Raw genomic sequence first — 15,912 nt, forward strand, 5'->3', positions numbered from 1 at the left:
AGTACATAGTAACGCTGAATAGTGGAGGTGCAAGCATGACCGTGCAGCTTTTCGGCCGCCGCCGCGGGCCCGGTCCCTTTTCTCACGCGCGATTCCACACGTCAACCTGTTGATCGGTCGGAAACCCCGCCCACGCCGGTGAAGCGGGGGCTTTCGACTCATCTGTCACATGGCTACGATCGTGCATCGATCGCTCTGACAGCGATCTTCTTCATGCACTCGCCGATCGGCGAGGAGTGAGTCCCGCACACGGCAGGTCGGGCGACAACGGATGGGGACGATGGGCGACGGGAACGGGTTAACGGAGCCGGCCGGCGACGCGCCGCGACGGCTGAAAGGTGCCCGGCGGCTCAAGCTGCGCACCGTGCTGCTCATCGTCGTGTTCGTGCCGAGCCTGACGTTCGCCCCGCTGCTGGCCTCGGGCATGTCCCAGCTGGCCACGCAGTGGCAGGCGGAGAAGGTCCAGATGGACCTGGCCACGGCCACCGTCGGCAGGCCGGCGGCGGAGCTGCTCTTCAGCCTCGACCTGGAGCGGCGGCTCACCGCCCAGGTGCTGGCCGCCCCCGGGAGCGCCGCCCGCGGTCAGCTCGCCGAGCAGCGCGCGGTCACCGACCGGGCCGTGGCGGCCTTCCGCCCGCTGACGGGCCTGGACGCCGAGAACGCGCAGGAAGGGCTCCTCGACGCCGTCGCGCGGACCGATCGCGGCCTGACCGGCCTGGCCGAGCAGCGCCGGTCGGTGGACGCCGGCTTGTCCAGCGCGCAGCGCGCCTTCGACTACTACAGCGGCGTCCTGGAGTCCGACCTCGCCGTGCTGACCGCTCTCGGCAAGACCGACGAGGGTGAGGTGAACAGGCAGGCGCAGGCCCTGGTCGACCTGTACTGGGTGGTCTACATGCTCGGCCGCGAGGACGCCGTCCTGGCCCGCGGCTGGGAGGCGGGACGCCTGACCAGGACCGAGTACGGCATCGTCACCGACGCCATCGGCACCAGGAACCACCTCATGCGGTCGCGGGTGATCCCCGCGCTCACGGGCGACGAGACCCGGTACGCGGCGATGACGAACAGCAGGGCGTGGCAGACCCTGACCACGCTGGAAGGGCGGCTGGTCGCCTCCGGCGGCGTCGCCGACCAGGTGACGCTCCGCGACGACGGCGCCGCGTGGCGCTCGGCGATGGACGAGGTCACCGGCCAGCTGCGGGAGCTGCTGGACCTGCGGTTCGCGAACCTCAGCAGGATCGGCTACGACCACGCCACCATGGTCTTCACCGTCTTCGTCATCATCTCCACCATCGGCCTGCTCGCCCTGGTGCTGGTGTTCTTCACGAGCTGGCGGCTGACCGCCGTCCTGCGCCGGCGCATCCTGCACCTGCGCCGCGAGGCCCAGGAGCTCCAGGAGCGGCTGCCCGAGGTGGTCGCCCGCCTGGAACGCGGCGAGGACGTCGACGTGGACGCGGAGGTGCGCCCGCTCCGCACCACCCCCGACGAGCTCGGCGAACTCGGCCAAGCGCTCAACCTGGCCAGCCGCAGCGCCGTCCTGACCGCCGTGCGCCAGGCCGAACAGCACCGCGGCTTCCAGCGCATGCTCCAGCGCATCGCCCGCCGCACGCAGATCCTCATCGGCCTGCAGCTGAAGAAGCTGGACGAGCTGGAGCGCAGGCACGAGGACCCGGAGGTGCTGGAGGGCCTGTTCGACCTGGACCACCTCACCGCCCGGCTGCGCAGGTACGAGGAGAACCTGGTGATCCTCGGCGGCGGGCAGCCGCAGCGGCGCTGGCGCAAGCCGGTGCACCTGCTCGACGTGCTGCGCGCCGCGCAGGGCGAGGTGCAGGACTACCGCAGGATCTCGATCGACGTCGAGGGCGAGCCGTGGATCGCCGAGCGCGCGGTGGGGCCGCTGGTCCACGTGCTGGCGGAGCTCATGGAGAACGCCACCGCCTTCTCCCGGCCGATGACCCCGGTGGAGGTGCGGGCCGCGCCGGTCAGCCGGGGCGTCGCCGTGGAGATCGAGGACCGCGGCCTCGGCATGGAACCCGAGCAGTACGAGGCCGCCAACGAGCTGCTGCGCTCGCCGCCGCGCCTGGACGTGATGACCCACGCCGACGACGTGCGTCTCGGCCTGTACGTGGTCGCGCGACTCTCGGCGAGCCTGGGACTCAAGGTGGAGCTGCGCACCTCGGCCTTCGGCGGGACCCGGGTCATCGTGCTGCTCCCCGAGTCGCTGGTGGTGGAACGCCCTCCCACGGCGGCGGCGCCCGCCCCGCGCGCCGCGCAGGTTCCCCCGGAGGCCCCGGAGCCGGTCGGCGCGTCCCGTGACGAGGGCGAGCTGCCGGCCCGCACCCGGGGACGCGCGATGGCGTCCGTCTCGGCGGCGGGACCGCCGGACCGGGCCGCCGCGCCGCCGCCCGGCCGCGGCCCGCTGCCCCAGCGGGTGCGCCAGGCCAGCCTGGCGGCCGAGCTGAGGGTCCCGTCGGACAGGCAGGAGCGTACGGGCGAGGAGTCCTGGGCCGTACGGGACCAGCCCCGCCGATCCGGCGCCACGATCGGCGCCTTCCAGAGGCAGTCGCGCAGGCGCAGAACCGGCGACGACGCCTTCACCCCCGGGGCGGGCGGATCCGCCGAGCCCAGTCCACCCACGACGGAAGACCGATGATGACGCAGCGCACCACCGCCACCAACGTAGACCTGGACTGGCTGCTGGACGGCCTGGTCGATCAGGTCGCGGGCACCCGGCACGCCATCGTGCTTTCCGACGACGGCCTGGTGATCAGCCGGTCCAGGTCCATCGAGCGCGCCGACGCCGAGCGGCTGGCCGCGATCGCCACCGGCCAGCAGAGCCTGGCCCGCGGCGTCGGCCAGCTCTTCAGCGGCGGGCCGGTCCACCAGGTGATCATCGAGATGGCCGACCTGTGGTTGTTCATCACGGCGGCGGGCCGGGGGACCCATCTGGCGGTGGTCGCGTCCCAGGAGGTCGACGCGGAGCTGATGAGCGTCGCGATGCACACCCTGATCCAGCAGGTCGGCCAGAAGCTGGGAGCCGAGACGCGTCCCCCGTACGGCGGGGAGAGACACGGATGAGGCACTGGACGGAGGGCTTCGAGGACGATGACGCCGAGGAGTCCCTCGTCCGTCCCTACACGATCACCGGCGGACGGACCGCTCCCGAGCGGGACGACCTGGCGCTGATCACCCTGGTGACCACGGTCTCCGGCTCCCTCGCGGAGACCGGGCGCGGACGGCTGAGGATGCAGCCGGAGCACCGCGCCGTGTTCGATCTGTGCAAGCGGCCGCAGGCGGTGGCCGAGATCGCCGCCGCGCTGAACCTCCCGGTGTCGGTGACCAAGATCCTCGTCGGGGATCTGGTCGAGTCGGGTCACGTGCGGGCCCGCCCGCCGCTGGCCTTCGCGCGGGCGGGCGGTCTTCCCGACATGGCGATCCTGGAGGCGGTGAGGGATGGGTTACGCGAACTCTGACCGGGGAGCCGCGGCTCCCATGGCGGTGAAGATCCTCATCGCCGGCGGCTTCGGCGTCGGGAAGACGACCCTGGTCGGCGCGGTGAGCGAGGTGCCCCCGCTGCGCACGGAGGAGTACCTGACCCACGCCAGCGTCGGCGTGGACGATCTGGAGGGCGTCAGCGGCAAGGCCACCACCACGGTCGCGCTCGACTTCGGCCGCATCACCATCAACAAGCGGCTGGTGCTCTACCTGTTCGGCACGCCCGGGCAGGAACGGTTCTGGTTCATGTGGAACGACCTGGTCAACGGGGCGCTGGGCGCGGTCGTCCTGGTCGACACCCGGCGGCTGGAGGTCAGCTTCGCCTCCATCGACTTCTTCGAGAGCCGCGGCATCCCGTTCGTCGTCGGGGTCAACTGCTTCCACGGGGTCAGGGACCGTACGCAGGAGGAGGTCCGCAAGGCGCTCGACCTCGATCCGCAGGTGCCCCTGGTGCTCTGTGACGCGCGCGACCGGGCGGCGGGGCGTGACGTGCTGCTGGCGCTGGTCGACCACCTGATGGCCGCCCGGTCCGGCACCACACCGCGCCCCGCGGTCTGACCCGGGCGCTCTGGTCGGGCAGGCTCAGCCGCGGCCGTTGGCGGCGCACCAGTTCGCCCAGGTGACGGCGCCCTGGCGGAGCTGCTTGTTGCGGAAGGACGTCCAGGAGTTCTCGCTGGCGCCCGGCGCGCTCGGGGCGGCCTTGTACAGCGGGTGGTTCTTCTCCACCTCGGCCCGCAGCCACGGCTCGATGTCGGCGTAGGAGTTCAGCGACCAGCTGCGGGCGTGGTAGGTGAGCTGCCCGCGCGTCTCGGTCTCCGCCAGGCACATGAACGGCGCCCACGGGCTGGTCCGGGCCCAGCTGATCTTCGTCTTCATCGCGCCGGACGGGACGCCGGGCTTGGTGCGGGCCGCCACCTCGCGGTCGTCGACGGAGAAGTCGAACATCTCCTGCGCCACGTACACGCCGCCGACCAGGCCGAACCGTTCGCCCAGCGTGGCGCCGAAGTTCGTCCGTACGGGGATGTCGCTGGTCCACACGGTCTCGTCGTGCAGCCGCTGCAGCGGCGGGCCCACGTAGGAGGACGAGATCGGGAACGGGCCGAAGTTGACCGCGTCGTTGTTGATGGGGACGACCGGGTAGGTTTTGCCGTCGACCGGGTTGCGCCACTCGCGCGCGATCCGCTGGGGGTCGGCCGGATCGGTGTAGAAGACGATCTCCCGGGAGAGCTGGTAGAGCTGGTTCGTCCCCGGCGCCCGGTAGAGCCTTCGGATGTTGTACCCCTCGATGTTGAACAGCTTCTGGCCGTGCCGCAGCGCCGGGTCCAGGCTGTTGCCCTCGATGTTGGCGTACACGGAGCCGGAGATGCGGAACACCATGTCCTTGCCGTCCGGGCGGCCGAACGTCTGGAGGGACAGCTTCGCGCTCTTGTCGGTGACCGTCTTGTAGACGGGGCCGGGATGGGTGGGGTCGTCGGACGCGGCGTCCGCCGAGGCGCCGGGAGCCCCGGCGCCGAGGACGAGGACCAGGGCTAGCAGCCCCGTCATACTTCTTCTGATCACGAAACGCCTTTCACGCGGAGGAGCAAGCGGAACAGCGCCATATGTGATCATGCCGGGCGGAGGCTTGTCCACCCCGCCGGCCGCGTGCGGGTCAGGCCCCCGCCGGCCGGCTCACTGGCCCACGCGGCCGTCGATGCGCTCGCGCAGGAGGTCGGCGTGGCCGCAGTGCCGCGCGTACTCCGCGATGTGCGCCACCAGCACGTCGCGCAGCTGCAGGTCGGCTCCGTCGGGGCCGTAGTCCGAGACGCCGGCGTTCCAGGCGCCGAGGTCGGCGACCCCGGCCACGAACCGGTCGGTCAGCTCCGCCTCGGCGCGCCACCGCCGCCAGGCGTCCTCCACCACCGCGGGGTCGGCGACGGCGCCGTTCCAGTCGCCGTCACGGTCGTCCTCGGTGCGGTAGAGCCTCGGCGCGTCCTCGCCGCCCATGACCCGGCGCAGGTGCCGCTCGTCCTCGGTCAGGTGCCGCAGCAGTCCGAGCAGGGACATCGTGGACGGGGGCACGGACCGCCTGGCGAGCTGCTCGGCGTTGAGGCCGGCGCACTTCATCTCCACGGTCAGGCGGTAGTAGCGCAGGTAGCTGAGGAGGATGGCGCGCTCGTCGGCGGGCGGGGGACCCTCCTCACGCGGGTCGTCGTCCGGATTGACCCACATGTCGAGGTAGACGGTCGACTTCGTCCACCGCTCGGGTACGGATGCGTGCTCTTCCGAGGTAGTCACTCGGGCATCGTGCGCCATGCCGGTTCCGCGGCGCCACCGGTTATCCGGCGGAGCTCAGGGGCGGCCGATGGAGCCGAGCCAGCTTTCGGTGAGGACGTCGAGCATGGCCTCGCGGTCGACGCCCCAGGTCCCGGGCTTCCAGTGGCGGGCGACGTGGTCGAGTTCGGTGATGGCGAGGACGCCGCGGAAGCGGCGGGTGCCGGCCGGGAAGCGGCCGGCGCGGTCGAGCCCCTCCTCGACGTCGCCGATGGCCTCGTCCAGCCAGGCGTCGAACAGCGCGCGGATCTCGGGGTCGACGGCGGCGGCCTCGAAGGCGGTCGTGGTGTAGGGGCGGATCAGGTCCCACCGGTCGGAGGTGGCGGCGAGCCACGCGCGGATCCGCTCGCGCGAGCCGTCCTCGACCACGGCGACCAGCTCCCGCGCGGTCGACCCGTGCTCGGGGGAGGGGAGCCGGTCGAGCGCGGCGTTGAGCCGCTCGGCGATGAGGGCCTTCATCAGGTCGACCTTGGAGGGGAAGTACGCGTAGAAGGTGACGCGCGTCGTCCCCGCCGCCGACGCGATGTCGTCGACCGTCGTCGCCGCGTAGCCCTTGGACCCGAACAGGTCCAGCCCGGCGTCGAGCAGGAGCTTGCGCGTCATCTCCTTCTGTGCCGCACGGAGCGTCGCCATGCCGACAGCTTAGGGCACGTCCTGCCGGGTGGCCGTTCTCGCTGATCGCTCCGAGTACCTGGCGATCGGATGGTTGATGCCATGCCTGGTGATGTGACGTCTCGTGTCGTTCTCGTACGAGAGAAATATAAAATTAACGTGCAGGATGCTTACTTGACGTCCTGTAAATTGAGGTGACACGATTCACAGCGTGCCTGACCCCGGTCACCTGCCGAGATCCAAGGAGGACAGCGATGGGCGTCCAGACCGTGAACACCGTCCTCGGCCCCGTTCCCGCGCAGGAGCTGGGAGTCGTCGCGGTGCATGAGGCGCTGCTGTCGGTGCTCCCCGGGGCGGAGCTCGCGTTCGACGTGACGATGGACCGCGCCGAGATCTTCGAGATCCTCGCCGGGAAGCTCGCCGACTTCCGCGAGCACGGCGGCGGGACGATCGTCGACAGCACCGGCATGTTCCACGGTCGCGACGTGCGCCTGTACGAGACGCTCTCGCGCGCGACCGGCGTGCACATCGTCGCCTCGACGGGTCAGGGCCCCGAGGACCTGCTCGGCGGCTACTTCCTCACCCCGCAGACCGACCCGCCGACGCCCTGGCCGGCCGAGAAGTTCGCCGACCTGTTCGCCAAGGAGGTCACCGAGGGCATGGTGGTGCCCCGGGTCGAACGGCGCGGCGCCGCCGGCCTCGTGGCCACCGCCGCGACCCGCGCGGGCATGACCGCGACCGACGAGAGCCTGTTCCGCGGCGCCGCCCGCGCCGCCCTGAGCACCGGCGTCCCGGTCTCGATCCGGTACGGCCACGACGCCGTGCACGACCTGGAGATCGTCCTGGACGAGGGCCTGCCCGCAGGCCGCGTCGTCGTCGGCGGGCTCGACCGCGAGGACGCCGTCGCGGCGGGCGCGCCGCTCGCGGTCGCGGCCCGCGGCGCCTACGCCGCCCTCGACCACGTGGGCACCGAGGACGACGGCCACGTCACCGATGCCGAGCGCGCCGCCCTGGTGGCCGAGCTGATCGAGGCCGGCCACGGCGACCGGGTCCTGCTCTCCAGCAGCGCGACCGGCGTCGCCAAGGGCCACCCGGGCACCGAGGTGAGCTACAGCCACGTCCTGACCGCGTTCGTCCCCCTCCTCAAGGAGCGGGGCGTCGGCGACGAGGACGTCCGCCGGATCCTCGTGGACAACCCGCGCGACCTGCTGCCGGTGCGCTGAGCGCGGCAGCCCAAGACCGTCACGTCATTTCCGGAGGTGGGCGTTGTGTCGAGAGTGAACACCGTTCTGGGGCCGATCCCGACCAAGGAGCTGGGCCTGGTGGCCGTCCACGAGCACATCGGCTACGGCATGCCGGGCTCCGAACTGGACACCAAGTGGTGGAAGACGCCCGAGGAGCGGTACGAGGAGACCGTCCCGAAGCTGCGCCGCTTCCACGAGTACGGCGGCGGCACGTTCGTCGACGCGACCGGCATCTGCAACGGCCGCGACGTCGACTACTACCGGATGCTGTCCGCGAAGACCGGCGTGCACATCGTCGCGAGCACCGGCTTCGTCGGCGGCGACACCGCGCTGCCGTTCTTCGCCCGGGCGAGCGTGGACTACCTGACCGAGCACTTCATCCACGAGATCACCGTCGGCATCGGCGGCACCGGCGGCAGGGCGGGCGTCATCAAGGTCGGCGTGAGCCGCGGCGGCCGCATGACGGACCTGGACAAGCGCATCTACCGCGCCGCCGCCCGCGCCGCCCTGGCCACCGGCGCGCCCGTCCTGACTCACCTCGCGATCGACGCCGAGAACGCGATCGCCATCTTCACCGCCGAGGGCCTCCCGCTCGACCGCGTCCTGTTCGGGCACGTCGACGACGGCGTCAACGCGGACAGGACGCGCGACACCTGGATCGCCGAGCAGGGCGGCCGGATCGGCTTCGACACCTTCGGCTACGAGACCGAGCTGGAGGACCCGCCCTTCTGGGCCCGCCCGCGCCAGGAGCGGCTGGACCACTTCCTCCGCCTCATCCGGCAGGGACACCTGGACCGGGTGCTCGCCTCGGCCGACGCCAACTGCAGCCCGCTGGGCTGGCCGGGGGTGAAGGGCCACACCGTCAACTACATCTTCGAGGACCTCATCCCGGACCTGCGCGCCGCCGGTCTCGACGAGGCCACGATCACCACCATCTTCGTCGACAACCCCGCCGACTTCCTGACGCTCCAGCACTGACAAGGACCCCAGCATGCAGCCCTCGGACCTGAAGAACCTGAACATCGCCGTCGTCGGCGCGGGCTACGCCGGCGCCGCCGCGGCCAAGGGCCTGAGCCTCCTCGGCGCCACCGTCAACGTCTACGAGCAGGCGAGCGCCATCCGCGAGGTCGGCGCCGGCATCGGCCTGCGGCCGTCCACCATGGACCGGTTCCGCCAGTGGGGCGTCTTCGACGCGATCGCCCGGGTCAGCTCGCCGAGCGACTACTTCGAGATCCTCAGCGCCACCGCCGACCCGATCATCAAGGAGGCGTGGCCGGAGATCGACGTCTTCGGGGAGAAGACCCGCCTGATCCACCGGGGGGACTTCATCGAGGCGCTCATGAGCGTGCTCCCCGAGGGCATGGTCCACCTCGGCCACAAGCTGGAGACCATTGAGGACGAGGGCGACAGGGCGAGGCTGACCTTCGCCAACGGCGAGTCGGTCACCGCCGACCTGGTGGTCGGCGCCGACGGCATCAAGTCGGTCGTGCGCGCGCGGCTCTTCGGCGACAACCAGCCGGTGTTCTCCGGCGAGCACGCCTACCGCGTCGTGATCCCCGTCGAGGACGCCCACGGCATGGCGGTGGACGACAACTTCCGGATGTACATCGGCCGCGGCACGAAGGTCTACTTCCTGCCGCTGCGCCACCGCGGCCAGGTCTCGTTCGACATCACCGCCCTGTGCCCGGACGCCACCTGGGCGCCGAAGGTCACCAAGGACGACCTGCTGAGGACCGTCGAGGGCTTCGACGAGCGGATCGTGCGCATCACCCGCGACCTCGACATGGACGCCGTCAACTGCCGCGCCGTGTACGACATCGACCCGGTCGACACCTGGCACTCCGACTCCGTCGTCCTCGTGGGCGACGCGGCCCACTCGATGCTGCACCACCAGGGCCAGGGCGCGAACTCGGCCATCCTGGACGCCGGCGCACTCGCCGACGCGCTCAAGGAGGCCGGCTCGGTCAAGGAGGCGCTGGCGAGCTACCAGGCCGCCCGCAAGCCCGTGACGGACGAGCTGCAGCGGATCTCCCGCCAGGGCTGGACGGAGGACGAGATCAGCGAGGTCTTCCCCGGCCAGAAGCCGGAGTCCCAGCGGTTCGCGTCGAAGGAGGGCTGACACCATGCCGCTGCACCCCGACATCGCCAAGGCGCTCGCCACCCTGCCGCCCCCGCCTCCCGGCCCGCTGGACCCGGTGGCCATGCGCGCGGCCGAGGAGGCCCAGGTGCCGCCCGTGGCCGGGCGGCTGCCGCTGCACGCGGTCGAGGACGCCACGGCGGGCGAGGTCCCGGTACGGATCTACACGCCGGACGAGGCCGGGACGCACGGCCTGCTGATCTACTTCCACGGCGGCGCCTTCTTCCTCGGCAGCCTGGACACCCACGACCACGTCGCCCGGTCGCTGGCCAAGGCGACCGGCCTCAAGGTCGTCTCCGTCGGCTACCGGCGCGCGCCCGAGCACGCCTTCCCCGCCGGGCTCGACGACTGCTACGCCGTCGTCCGCTGGGCCGCCGCGAACGGCGAGAGCCTGGGCTGGGACGGCACGACGCTGGCCGTCGCCGGTGACAGCTCCGGCGGCACGTTCGCCGCGGCCGTCGCCGCCACGGCGCACGACGACGGCTTCGACCGGATCACCCACCAGGTGCTCTACTACCCGTCGCTCGACCTCGACTTCGACCCCGGCCGCTACCCCTCGCTGCGCGAGAACGCCGTCGGCTACGGGCTGGAGACGGCGGGGCTCAAGCCGTTCAACGCCTTCTACCTCGACAGCGGCGCCGACCCCGCCGATCCGCGGGTGTCACCGATCAAGCGGGCCGACCTCGGCGGGCTGCCGCCCGCGCTGATCGTGACCGCCGAGTACGACCCGATGCGCGACGAGGGCGAACTCTACGGCCGGCGTCTCAAGGACGCCGGGGTCGAGGCCACGGTGATCCGTTACCCCGGCGCCAACCACGGGTTCGTGCAGCACTTCTCCTGGATCCCGGACTACCACCGGGTCTTCGAGGAGACGGCCGCCTTCCTCAGGGGCGCGTCATGAGACCCGGGGATGTGCATCCGCTGGTCTCCCCGTGGGGCCGGTTCGGGCTGTACAGCTTCTACATCGACGCACCCGAGCCCGCGATCGTCGACACCGGGATCGCGTCCTCGCCCGCCGAGGGCATGGCCCCCGCGCTGGCGGCCATCGGGCGCCGCGTCGAGGACGTGCGCTGGATCCTGCTGACCCACGGCCACATCGACCACGTCGGCGGCGCGCACGCCCTGTGGGAGCTCACCGGCCGCCGCGCGCGGGTGGTGATCCACAAGGCCGACGCGCCGATGCTGCGCTCGCGCCGGGCGCACGTGGCGGAGTACCTGAACGGCCGGGGCCGGTACCTGAAGGACCCCGAGGGCGCGGCGAAGGTGGCCGCCGCCGCGGACGCGGTCATCTCCGGCGAGATGGAGCCGGCCCTGGCGCTCCGAGGCGGAGAGACCCTCTCGCTGGGCGGCGACGTGACCGTGTCCGTCCACCCGGTCCCCGGGCACACGCCCGGGTCGGTGGCCTACGTGATCGACGGCCGGCGTTCCGCGTTCGTCGGCGACGCGGTCCAGGTCCACGGGGCCGCCAACGGCTTCCCCGGCTACGCGGACCCGGTCGCCTACCGGGCCGGGCTGCTCCGCCTGCGCGACGAGGTGCGCCCGCTGCGCCTGTATCTCGGCCACCCGTACCGCGGCGCGGACGGCCGGCCGTACGGCGTCGAGCTGGACGCCGGCCAGGCGGCGGAGGCCATCCAGGCGAGCCTGGACCTCGAGGCCAGGGTCGGCGAGGCGGCCCGGCGCTGCCTCCGGGACGGCCTGCGGGAGACGGACTCGCCGTACTCCCCGTTCGCCCCCGTCGCAGAGAGCCTCGGCTACACCGGCGACCCGGCGCTCGAACCGTCGCCGTTCTTCACCTCGATGCACGGCTACCGCACGCACCACCAGAACTCCTGAAAAGGACAAGGAACCACCCACCATGGCTGACTTCCAGACGATCCGGGCGGGCGAGCAGACGATCGCCGTCCGCAAGGACCTGCGGGTGCCGATGCGCGACGGGGTCACCCTGGCCGCTGACGCCTACCACGCCGCGGAGGACAGGCCGCGGCCGGCCCTGATCGCGATGAGCGCCTACGGCAAGGAGCTGCAGGCCCTCGCCCTCACCACGCCGCCGCAGCGCCGCCCCAGCCCGATGTGGGACGGCTGCATCGAGGCCGGCGACATCGCGCGCGTGGTCGCGGAGGGCTACGTGCACGTCATCGGCGACATGCGCGGCACCGGCGACTCCGGCGGCGTCATGATCGGCAACTACAACGCCGGCGGCGTCCCCCAGGGCCAGGACCTGTACGACGTCGTCGAGTGGGTCGCCGCGCAGCCGTGGTGCGACGGGAACGTCGGCATGATCGGCATCTCGTACTTCGGGTCGATGCAGGTGCTGGCCGCCGCCGAGCGGCCGCCGCACCTGAAGGCGATCTTCGTCAGCGGCGGCCACTTCGACTTCTACGAGACCACGTACCACGGCGGCGTCATGTGGTTCATGCCGCGCGCGGCCCGTGAGGGGCGCGGCGGCGACTCCGGCATCGCGCACACCGACGTCAGGTCCCGCATGCGGGAGGTCCACCCCCCGGAGAAGCTGGCCGAGCTCGTCGAGGAGCGGCTCGCGGACCCGGACGTGGCCGCCTGGCCCAACCTGGTGCACGTGCTGAAATACCCGAAGAACCGCGAGTTCTGGTTCGACATCGTGATGAACCCGCTCGACGGCGAGTGGTACGAGGAGCGCAACCCCATCAGGCTGGCCGAGAACATCGACATCCCGGTCTACCTGCAGATCGACCAGGGCCGCGGCTGGACCGTGGACGGCCACATCGAGCTCTTCAACGTGCTCAAGGGCCCCAAGAAGCTCGACATCGGCTCGTACCCGCCCATGCAGTCGCGCCCCTGGATCGAGGAGCACGACAAGATGTTCCGCTGGTACGCGTACTGGCTCAAGGGCGTCGACAACGGGATCATGGACGAGCCGGCCGTGAGCGTCTTCGTGGAGGGCTCCCGCCAGGTCGTCACCGCCGCCCAGTGGCCGCCGAAGGAGATCGACCACCGGCCGCTCTACCTGCGCCCGCGCCGCAGGCTCTCCCGCGAGCCCGAGCCGATGGGCGCCGAGCACGCCGCCCCGGACGGCTTCTACCAGGCGCCGCTGACGGTGACCGACAAGGTGGAGATCCTGAGCTGGAGCACCCCGCCGTTCGAGGAGCCCACGGAGCTGATCGGGCCCGGCGCGGCGCACCTGTTCGCCGAGATCGACCAGGACGACACCAACTTCATCATGCGGCTGTGGGACGCGGCCCCGGGCGGGAGCCGTCAGCTGCTCACCACCGGTTTCCTCAAGGCGTCGCACCGCGAGCTGGACGACCGGACGCGCGAGGGCGACCCGTACCACCCGCACACCCGCGCCGTGCCGGTGGAGCCAGGGAAGATCGAGGAGTACGTGCTGCGGCTCTATCCGTTCGCGGCCACGCTCAACCCCGGCCACCGCCTGGTGGCGGAGCTGTCCAACGACGAGCCCCTGGCCGACGCGCACAACGCGCTGCTGCCGCCGGACGCGTTCCACCTGCCGGTGGGCCGCCCCGTCACGCACAAGATCTACCGGGACGCCGCGCACCCGTCCCGGCTCGTGCTGCCGTTCACGAAGCGGGCGTAGCCGGCTCCGCCTGGCCGTTGTCGAAGTAGGCGGCCAGGCCGGGGTCGAGCGGCGGCACGTCGTACGGCATGCCGCCGTCACGCAGCGAGAGCGTGGCCGCGTGACCGGCGGCCACGCTCATCCGGGCGGCCACGGGCGAGGTGTCGGTGTGCCCGCCCTCCCGCGCGAACCGGCAGAACTCGGCGATGATCCGCACGTCCGCGCCGCCGTGCGACCCGTCCGCCGCGGGCACCTCGTACGCCAGGTCGCAGTCGTCCCGGTAGCCGGTGGGCCCGGTGTTCCAGACCTTGACCGTGTCGCCGGGGCGGTCGCCGAAGTTCTCCAGCCGGCCCTCCGTGCCGATGACGGTGTAGTTGCGGACGTAGTCGGGCGTGAAGTGGCACTGCTGGTAGGCGGCGATGACGCCGTTGTCCAGGCGCATGTTCATCACGCTGACGTCCTCGACGTCGATGCGGTGGTTGAGGTCGCGGCGCCGGGTGGGCGGCCAGTCGAACCTGCGCAGCCAGTCGTCCGGGCGGGGGGTGCCGAGGGCCCGGCGGGGCAGCCCGCCGTAGAGCATGAGATCGCCGAAGGCGTTGACCCGCTCGGTGTACCCGCCGGCGAGCCAGTGGACGACGTCGAGGTCGTGCGCGGCCTTCTGCAGCAGCAGGCCGGTGGTGCGCTCGCGCTCGGCGTGCCAGTCCTTGAAGTAGTAGTCGCCGCCGTAGGAGACGAAGTGCCGCACCCACACCGTCTTCGGCTCGCCGATGAGGCCGCGCCCGATGATGTCGCGCATGATCCGGACCACGCCCATGTGGCGCATGTTGTGGCCGACGTACAGGCGGGTTCCGGTCTCGCGGGCCGCGCGCAGGATGGCGTCGCAGCCCTCGACCGTGATGTGCATCGGCTTCTCCAGGTAGACGGCCTTGCCCGCGCCGAGGCAGTCGACGGCGATCCGCTCGTGGGTGTCGTCGGGGGTGAGGACGAGGACGGCGTCCAGGTCGTCGCGGTCGAGCAGGCGCCGGTGGTCCGTGAAGGTCAGCGGGTCGCCGAAGTCCGTGGCCCGGCGCCGGATCGCCTCGGGGTCGGTGTCGCAGACGGCCGTGACCGCCGATCCGCGTCCGGGCCGGTGCGCGGCGAGGGCGAGGTCGGCCCGCAGGCCGAGGCCGACGACTCCGACACGCAGGTCTTCCACGGGGCCTCCTTCTCGCGGGTGCGGGAGAAGTTTATGCCTGTTTATGACGATAAATCGGCATAAACGATCAGAAAGTGGCAGGAGATGTGCGTCGGCGACGGATCTGTGACCGTCCCGAGATCGGGCCGGTCCGTTTCGGCAGGGGTCGTGGTTCCTCCGAGGGAGCGGCAGGCGTGAAGCCCCGTGATGAGTCCGGCGGCGGGACCGAAACTCCGGGCGGGGACGGCCCGGAAGGTCTAAGCTGTTGTGGCATGTTCGCGACGCTCCTGCATGAGATCCCCTTGCAGGGCGGGGACGTGACCGACGGCGTGGTGCGCGTCGGTGACACGGTGCGCAGGCCGACGACGCCGTCGACGCCCGCTGTGCATGCCCTGCTCCGCCACCTGGAAGCCGCCGGCTTCGGGGGAGCGCCGCGCGTACTCGGGTTCGACGAGCTGGGGCGCGAGGTGCTCACCTACCTGCCGGGCACGACCGGCGTGAGCCTGCTCTCGATCACCGACGAGGCGCTGGCGGACCTCGCGCGGCTGCTGCGCCGGTTCCACGACGCCACCGAAGGGCTGCCGCTCGACCTCGACGGCTGGGCGGCCGGGTCCAACGACGACGCGCCGCCGGAGGTCATCGGCCACTGCGACCTGACCCCGGCCAACGTCGTGTTCTCCGGCGGGGCCCCGTACGCGATGATCGACTTCGACCAGGCGCGGCCGACGACGCGGCTGTTCGACATGGTGACGACCCTGCGCCACTGGGCGCCGATCGCCGACCCGGTCGACCGGCACCCGCTGCTGCGCGGGGTGGACGTGGGGGAGCGGCTGCGGCTGTTCTGCGACGCGTACGGGACGCCGCCCAGGGAGCGGCGCCGGCTGCTGGAGGTGGCGCGGTTGCGCTTCCATCGCTCGTACGCGGTCATGAGGACGCGGGCGGCGAGCGGCGGGAGCTGGGCGCGGATGTGGGCCGGCGGCGCGGGCGAGCGGATCCGCCGCGCGTCCGCCTGGCTGGACGCCCACGAGGACGGACTGCGCGACTCCCTCGTGTGACCCCCCGAGAGCCGGGAGCGCGCCTCACCGGCGCGGGTGCGCGGGACGGGCGGGGCCACAGGCCGCGCGTCACCGGTGCGGTCCGGTGAGGCGGGGTGCCTGATGCGTCGCCGGGGGGTGTGCGGGAGGATGGCGCGCATGTGTGTCTGGTCTGATCGCGCCGCCGGGCTGGCGCTCGGGGTGGCGCTCGACGCCGTGTTCGCCGACCCCCGCAGGGGGCACCCGGTCGCGCTGTTCGGGCGGGCCGCGACCCGGCTGGAGAGCGGGATGTACGCGGACGCCCGGACGAACGGCGCCGGGTACGTCGCGGTGTGCGTCGGGGCGGCGGCCGGGGC

16 protein-coding genes and 1 pseudogene are annotated in these 15,912 nt (G+C 71.9%); 13 read left to right on the forward strand and 4 right to left on the reverse strand.

The window, feature by feature from the left end; all coding sequences use genetic code 11:
- The first annotated feature begins 5 nt into the window (after positions 1-5).
- From OUY22_RS36910 to OUY22_RS15785, 5 genes are all read left to right on the forward strand, one after another.
- On the forward strand, positions 6-113 hold the full coding sequence (locus OUY22_RS36910; RefSeq protein ID WP_408638168.1) for a DUF2158 domain-containing protein: 108 nt from the start codon (positions 6-8) through the stop codon (positions 111-113).
- Positions 114-280: 167 nt separating this feature from the next.
- Positions 281-2,650 carry a sensor histidine kinase gene (locus OUY22_RS15770; protein ID WP_270155713.1) on the forward strand — a complete coding sequence of 790 codons (2,370 nt, stop codon included), beginning with the start codon at positions 281-283 and terminating at the stop codon, positions 2,648-2,650.
- The gene (locus tag OUY22_RS15775) at positions 2,647-3,075 is read left to right on the forward strand and encodes a roadblock/LC7 domain-containing protein (protein ID WP_408638167.1); all 429 of its coding nucleotides are present in this window, start codon (positions 2,647-2,649) and stop codon (positions 3,073-3,075) included. The genes OUY22_RS15770 and OUY22_RS15775 overlap by 4 nt, the downstream gene beginning before the upstream one ends.
- The gene (locus OUY22_RS15780) at positions 3,072-3,470 is read left to right on the forward strand and encodes a DUF742 domain-containing protein (RefSeq protein WP_270155714.1); all 399 of its coding nucleotides are present in this window, start codon (positions 3,072-3,074) and stop codon (positions 3,468-3,470) included. Before OUY22_RS15775 ends, OUY22_RS15780 begins: the two co-directional genes overlap by 4 nt.
- Positions 3,451-4,050, forward strand: a complete 600-nt coding sequence (locus OUY22_RS15785) for a GTP-binding protein (protein ID WP_270155715.1) — start codon at positions 3,451-3,453, stop codon at positions 4,048-4,050. The genes OUY22_RS15780 and OUY22_RS15785 overlap by 20 nt, the downstream gene beginning before the upstream one ends.
- 24 nt (positions 4,051-4,074) lie before the next feature.
- Here the strand turns inward: OUY22_RS15785 and OUY22_RS15790 are convergent, their stop codons facing one another.
- From OUY22_RS15790 to OUY22_RS15800, 3 genes are all read right to left on the reverse strand, one after another.
- Positions 4,075-5,037 carry a DUF1838 family protein gene (locus tag OUY22_RS15790; protein WP_270155716.1) on the reverse strand — a complete coding sequence of 321 codons (963 nt, stop codon included), beginning with the start codon at positions 5,035-5,037 and terminating at the stop codon, positions 4,075-4,077.
- A gap of 126 nt (positions 5,038-5,163) precedes the next feature.
- Positions 5,164-5,769, reverse strand: coding sequence for a DinB family protein (locus OUY22_RS15795; protein WP_333486687.1), 606 nt, complete (start codon positions 5,767-5,769; stop codon positions 5,164-5,166).
- A 54-nt stretch (positions 5,770-5,823) separates the two neighbouring features.
- Positions 5,824-6,438 carry a TetR/AcrR family transcriptional regulator gene (locus OUY22_RS15800; protein ID WP_270155717.1) on the reverse strand — a complete coding sequence of 205 codons (615 nt, stop codon included), beginning with the start codon at positions 6,436-6,438 and terminating at the stop codon, positions 5,824-5,826.
- Between the two features lie 233 nt (positions 6,439-6,671).
- Between OUY22_RS15800 and OUY22_RS15805 the strand changes: the two genes are divergently transcribed.
- The 6 genes from OUY22_RS15805 to OUY22_RS15830 are packed head-to-tail and all read left to right on the forward strand — an operon-like array spanning position 6,672 to position 13,369.
- Positions 6,672-7,640, forward strand: coding sequence for a phosphotriesterase family protein (locus OUY22_RS15805; RefSeq protein ID WP_270155718.1), 969 nt, complete (start codon positions 6,672-6,674; stop codon positions 7,638-7,640).
- A gap of 45 nt (positions 7,641-7,685) precedes the next feature.
- Positions 7,686-8,639 carry a phosphotriesterase family protein gene (locus OUY22_RS15810; protein WP_270155719.1) on the forward strand — a complete coding sequence of 318 codons (954 nt, stop codon included), beginning with the start codon at positions 7,686-7,688 and terminating at the stop codon, positions 8,637-8,639.
- A 13-nt stretch (positions 8,640-8,652) separates the two neighbouring features.
- Positions 8,653-9,780: an FAD-dependent monooxygenase gene (locus OUY22_RS15815; RefSeq protein WP_270155720.1), complete on the forward strand. Its 1,128-nt coding sequence runs from the start codon at positions 8,653-8,655 to the stop codon at positions 9,778-9,780.
- 4 nt (positions 9,781-9,784) lie between these two features.
- A complete protein-coding gene (locus OUY22_RS15820; protein ID WP_270155721.1) occupies positions 9,785-10,699 on the forward strand; it encodes an alpha/beta hydrolase in 915 nt (304 codons plus the stop codon).
- Entirely contained in the window at positions 10,696-11,631 is a 936-nt protein-coding gene (locus OUY22_RS15825; RefSeq protein WP_270155723.1) for an MBL fold metallo-hydrolase, read from the forward strand. Before OUY22_RS15820 ends, OUY22_RS15825 begins: the two co-directional genes overlap by 4 nt.
- Before the next feature lie 22 nt (positions 11,632-11,653).
- On the forward strand, positions 11,654-13,369 hold the full coding sequence (locus OUY22_RS15830) for a CocE/NonD family hydrolase (protein ID WP_270155724.1): 1,716 nt from the start codon (positions 11,654-11,656) through the stop codon (positions 13,367-13,369).
- Here OUY22_RS15830 and OUY22_RS15835 read toward each other — a convergent pair.
- On the reverse strand, positions 13,353-14,543 hold the full coding sequence (locus OUY22_RS15835) for a Gfo/Idh/MocA family protein (RefSeq protein ID WP_270155725.1): 1,191 nt from the start codon (positions 14,541-14,543) through the stop codon (positions 13,353-13,355). The genes OUY22_RS15830 and OUY22_RS15835 overlap by 17 nt on opposite strands.
- Positions 14,544-14,794: 251 nt before the next feature.
- Here OUY22_RS15835 and OUY22_RS15840 point away from each other — a divergent pair, with 251 nt between their 5' ends.
- Positions 14,795-15,577, forward strand: coding sequence for a phosphotransferase (locus OUY22_RS15840; RefSeq protein ID WP_270155726.1), 783 nt, complete (start codon positions 14,795-14,797; stop codon positions 15,575-15,577).
- Between the two features lie 138 nt (positions 15,578-15,715).
- Positions 15,716-15,912 (forward strand): annotated as a pseudogene (locus OUY22_RS15845) (cobalamin biosynthesis protein); the annotation flags it as partial.

Origin of the sequence: Nonomuraea corallina (assembly GCF_027620315.1) — a bacterium.
GTDB classification, from domain to species: Bacteria; Actinomycetota; Actinomycetes; order Streptosporangiales; family Streptosporangiaceae; genus Nonomuraea; species Nonomuraea corallina.

Bases quoted from the DNA above. Each gene is read 5' to 3' on its own strand.
- OUY22_RS15770 (WP_270155713.1), top strand. From the start codon at position 281: ATGGGCGACGGGAACGGGTTAACGGAGCCGGCCGGCGACGCGCCGCGA.
- OUY22_RS15775 (WP_408638167.1), top strand. From the start codon at position 2,647: ATGATGACGCAGCGCACCACCGCCACCAACGTAGACCTGGACTGGCTG.
- OUY22_RS15780 (WP_270155714.1), top strand. From the start codon at position 3,072: ATGAGGCACTGGACGGAGGGCTTCGAGGACGATGACGCCGAGGAGTCC.
- OUY22_RS15785 (WP_270155715.1), top strand. From the start codon at position 3,451: ATGGGTTACGCGAACTCTGACCGGGGAGCCGCGGCTCCCATGGCGGTG.
- OUY22_RS15790 (WP_270155716.1), bottom strand. From the start codon at position 5,037: ATGACGGGGCTGCTAGCCCTGGTCCTCGTCCTCGGCGCCGGGGCTCCC.
- OUY22_RS15800 (WP_270155717.1), bottom strand. From the start codon at position 6,438: ATGGCGACGCTCCGTGCGGCACAGAAGGAGATGACGCGCAAGCTCCTG.
- OUY22_RS15805 (WP_270155718.1), top strand. From the start codon at position 6,672: ATGGGCGTCCAGACCGTGAACACCGTCCTCGGCCCCGTTCCCGCGCAG.
- OUY22_RS15815 (WP_270155720.1), top strand. From the start codon at position 8,653: ATGCAGCCCTCGGACCTGAAGAACCTGAACATCGCCGTCGTCGGCGCG.
- OUY22_RS15820 (WP_270155721.1), top strand. From the start codon at position 9,785: ATGCCGCTGCACCCCGACATCGCCAAGGCGCTCGCCACCCTGCCGCCC.
- OUY22_RS15825 (WP_270155723.1), top strand. From the start codon at position 10,696: ATGAGACCCGGGGATGTGCATCCGCTGGTCTCCCCGTGGGGCCGGTTC.
- OUY22_RS15830 (WP_270155724.1), top strand. From the start codon at position 11,654: ATGGCTGACTTCCAGACGATCCGGGCGGGCGAGCAGACGATCGCCGTC.
- OUY22_RS15840 (WP_270155726.1), top strand. From the start codon at position 14,795: ATGTTCGCGACGCTCCTGCATGAGATCCCCTTGCAGGGCGGGGACGTG.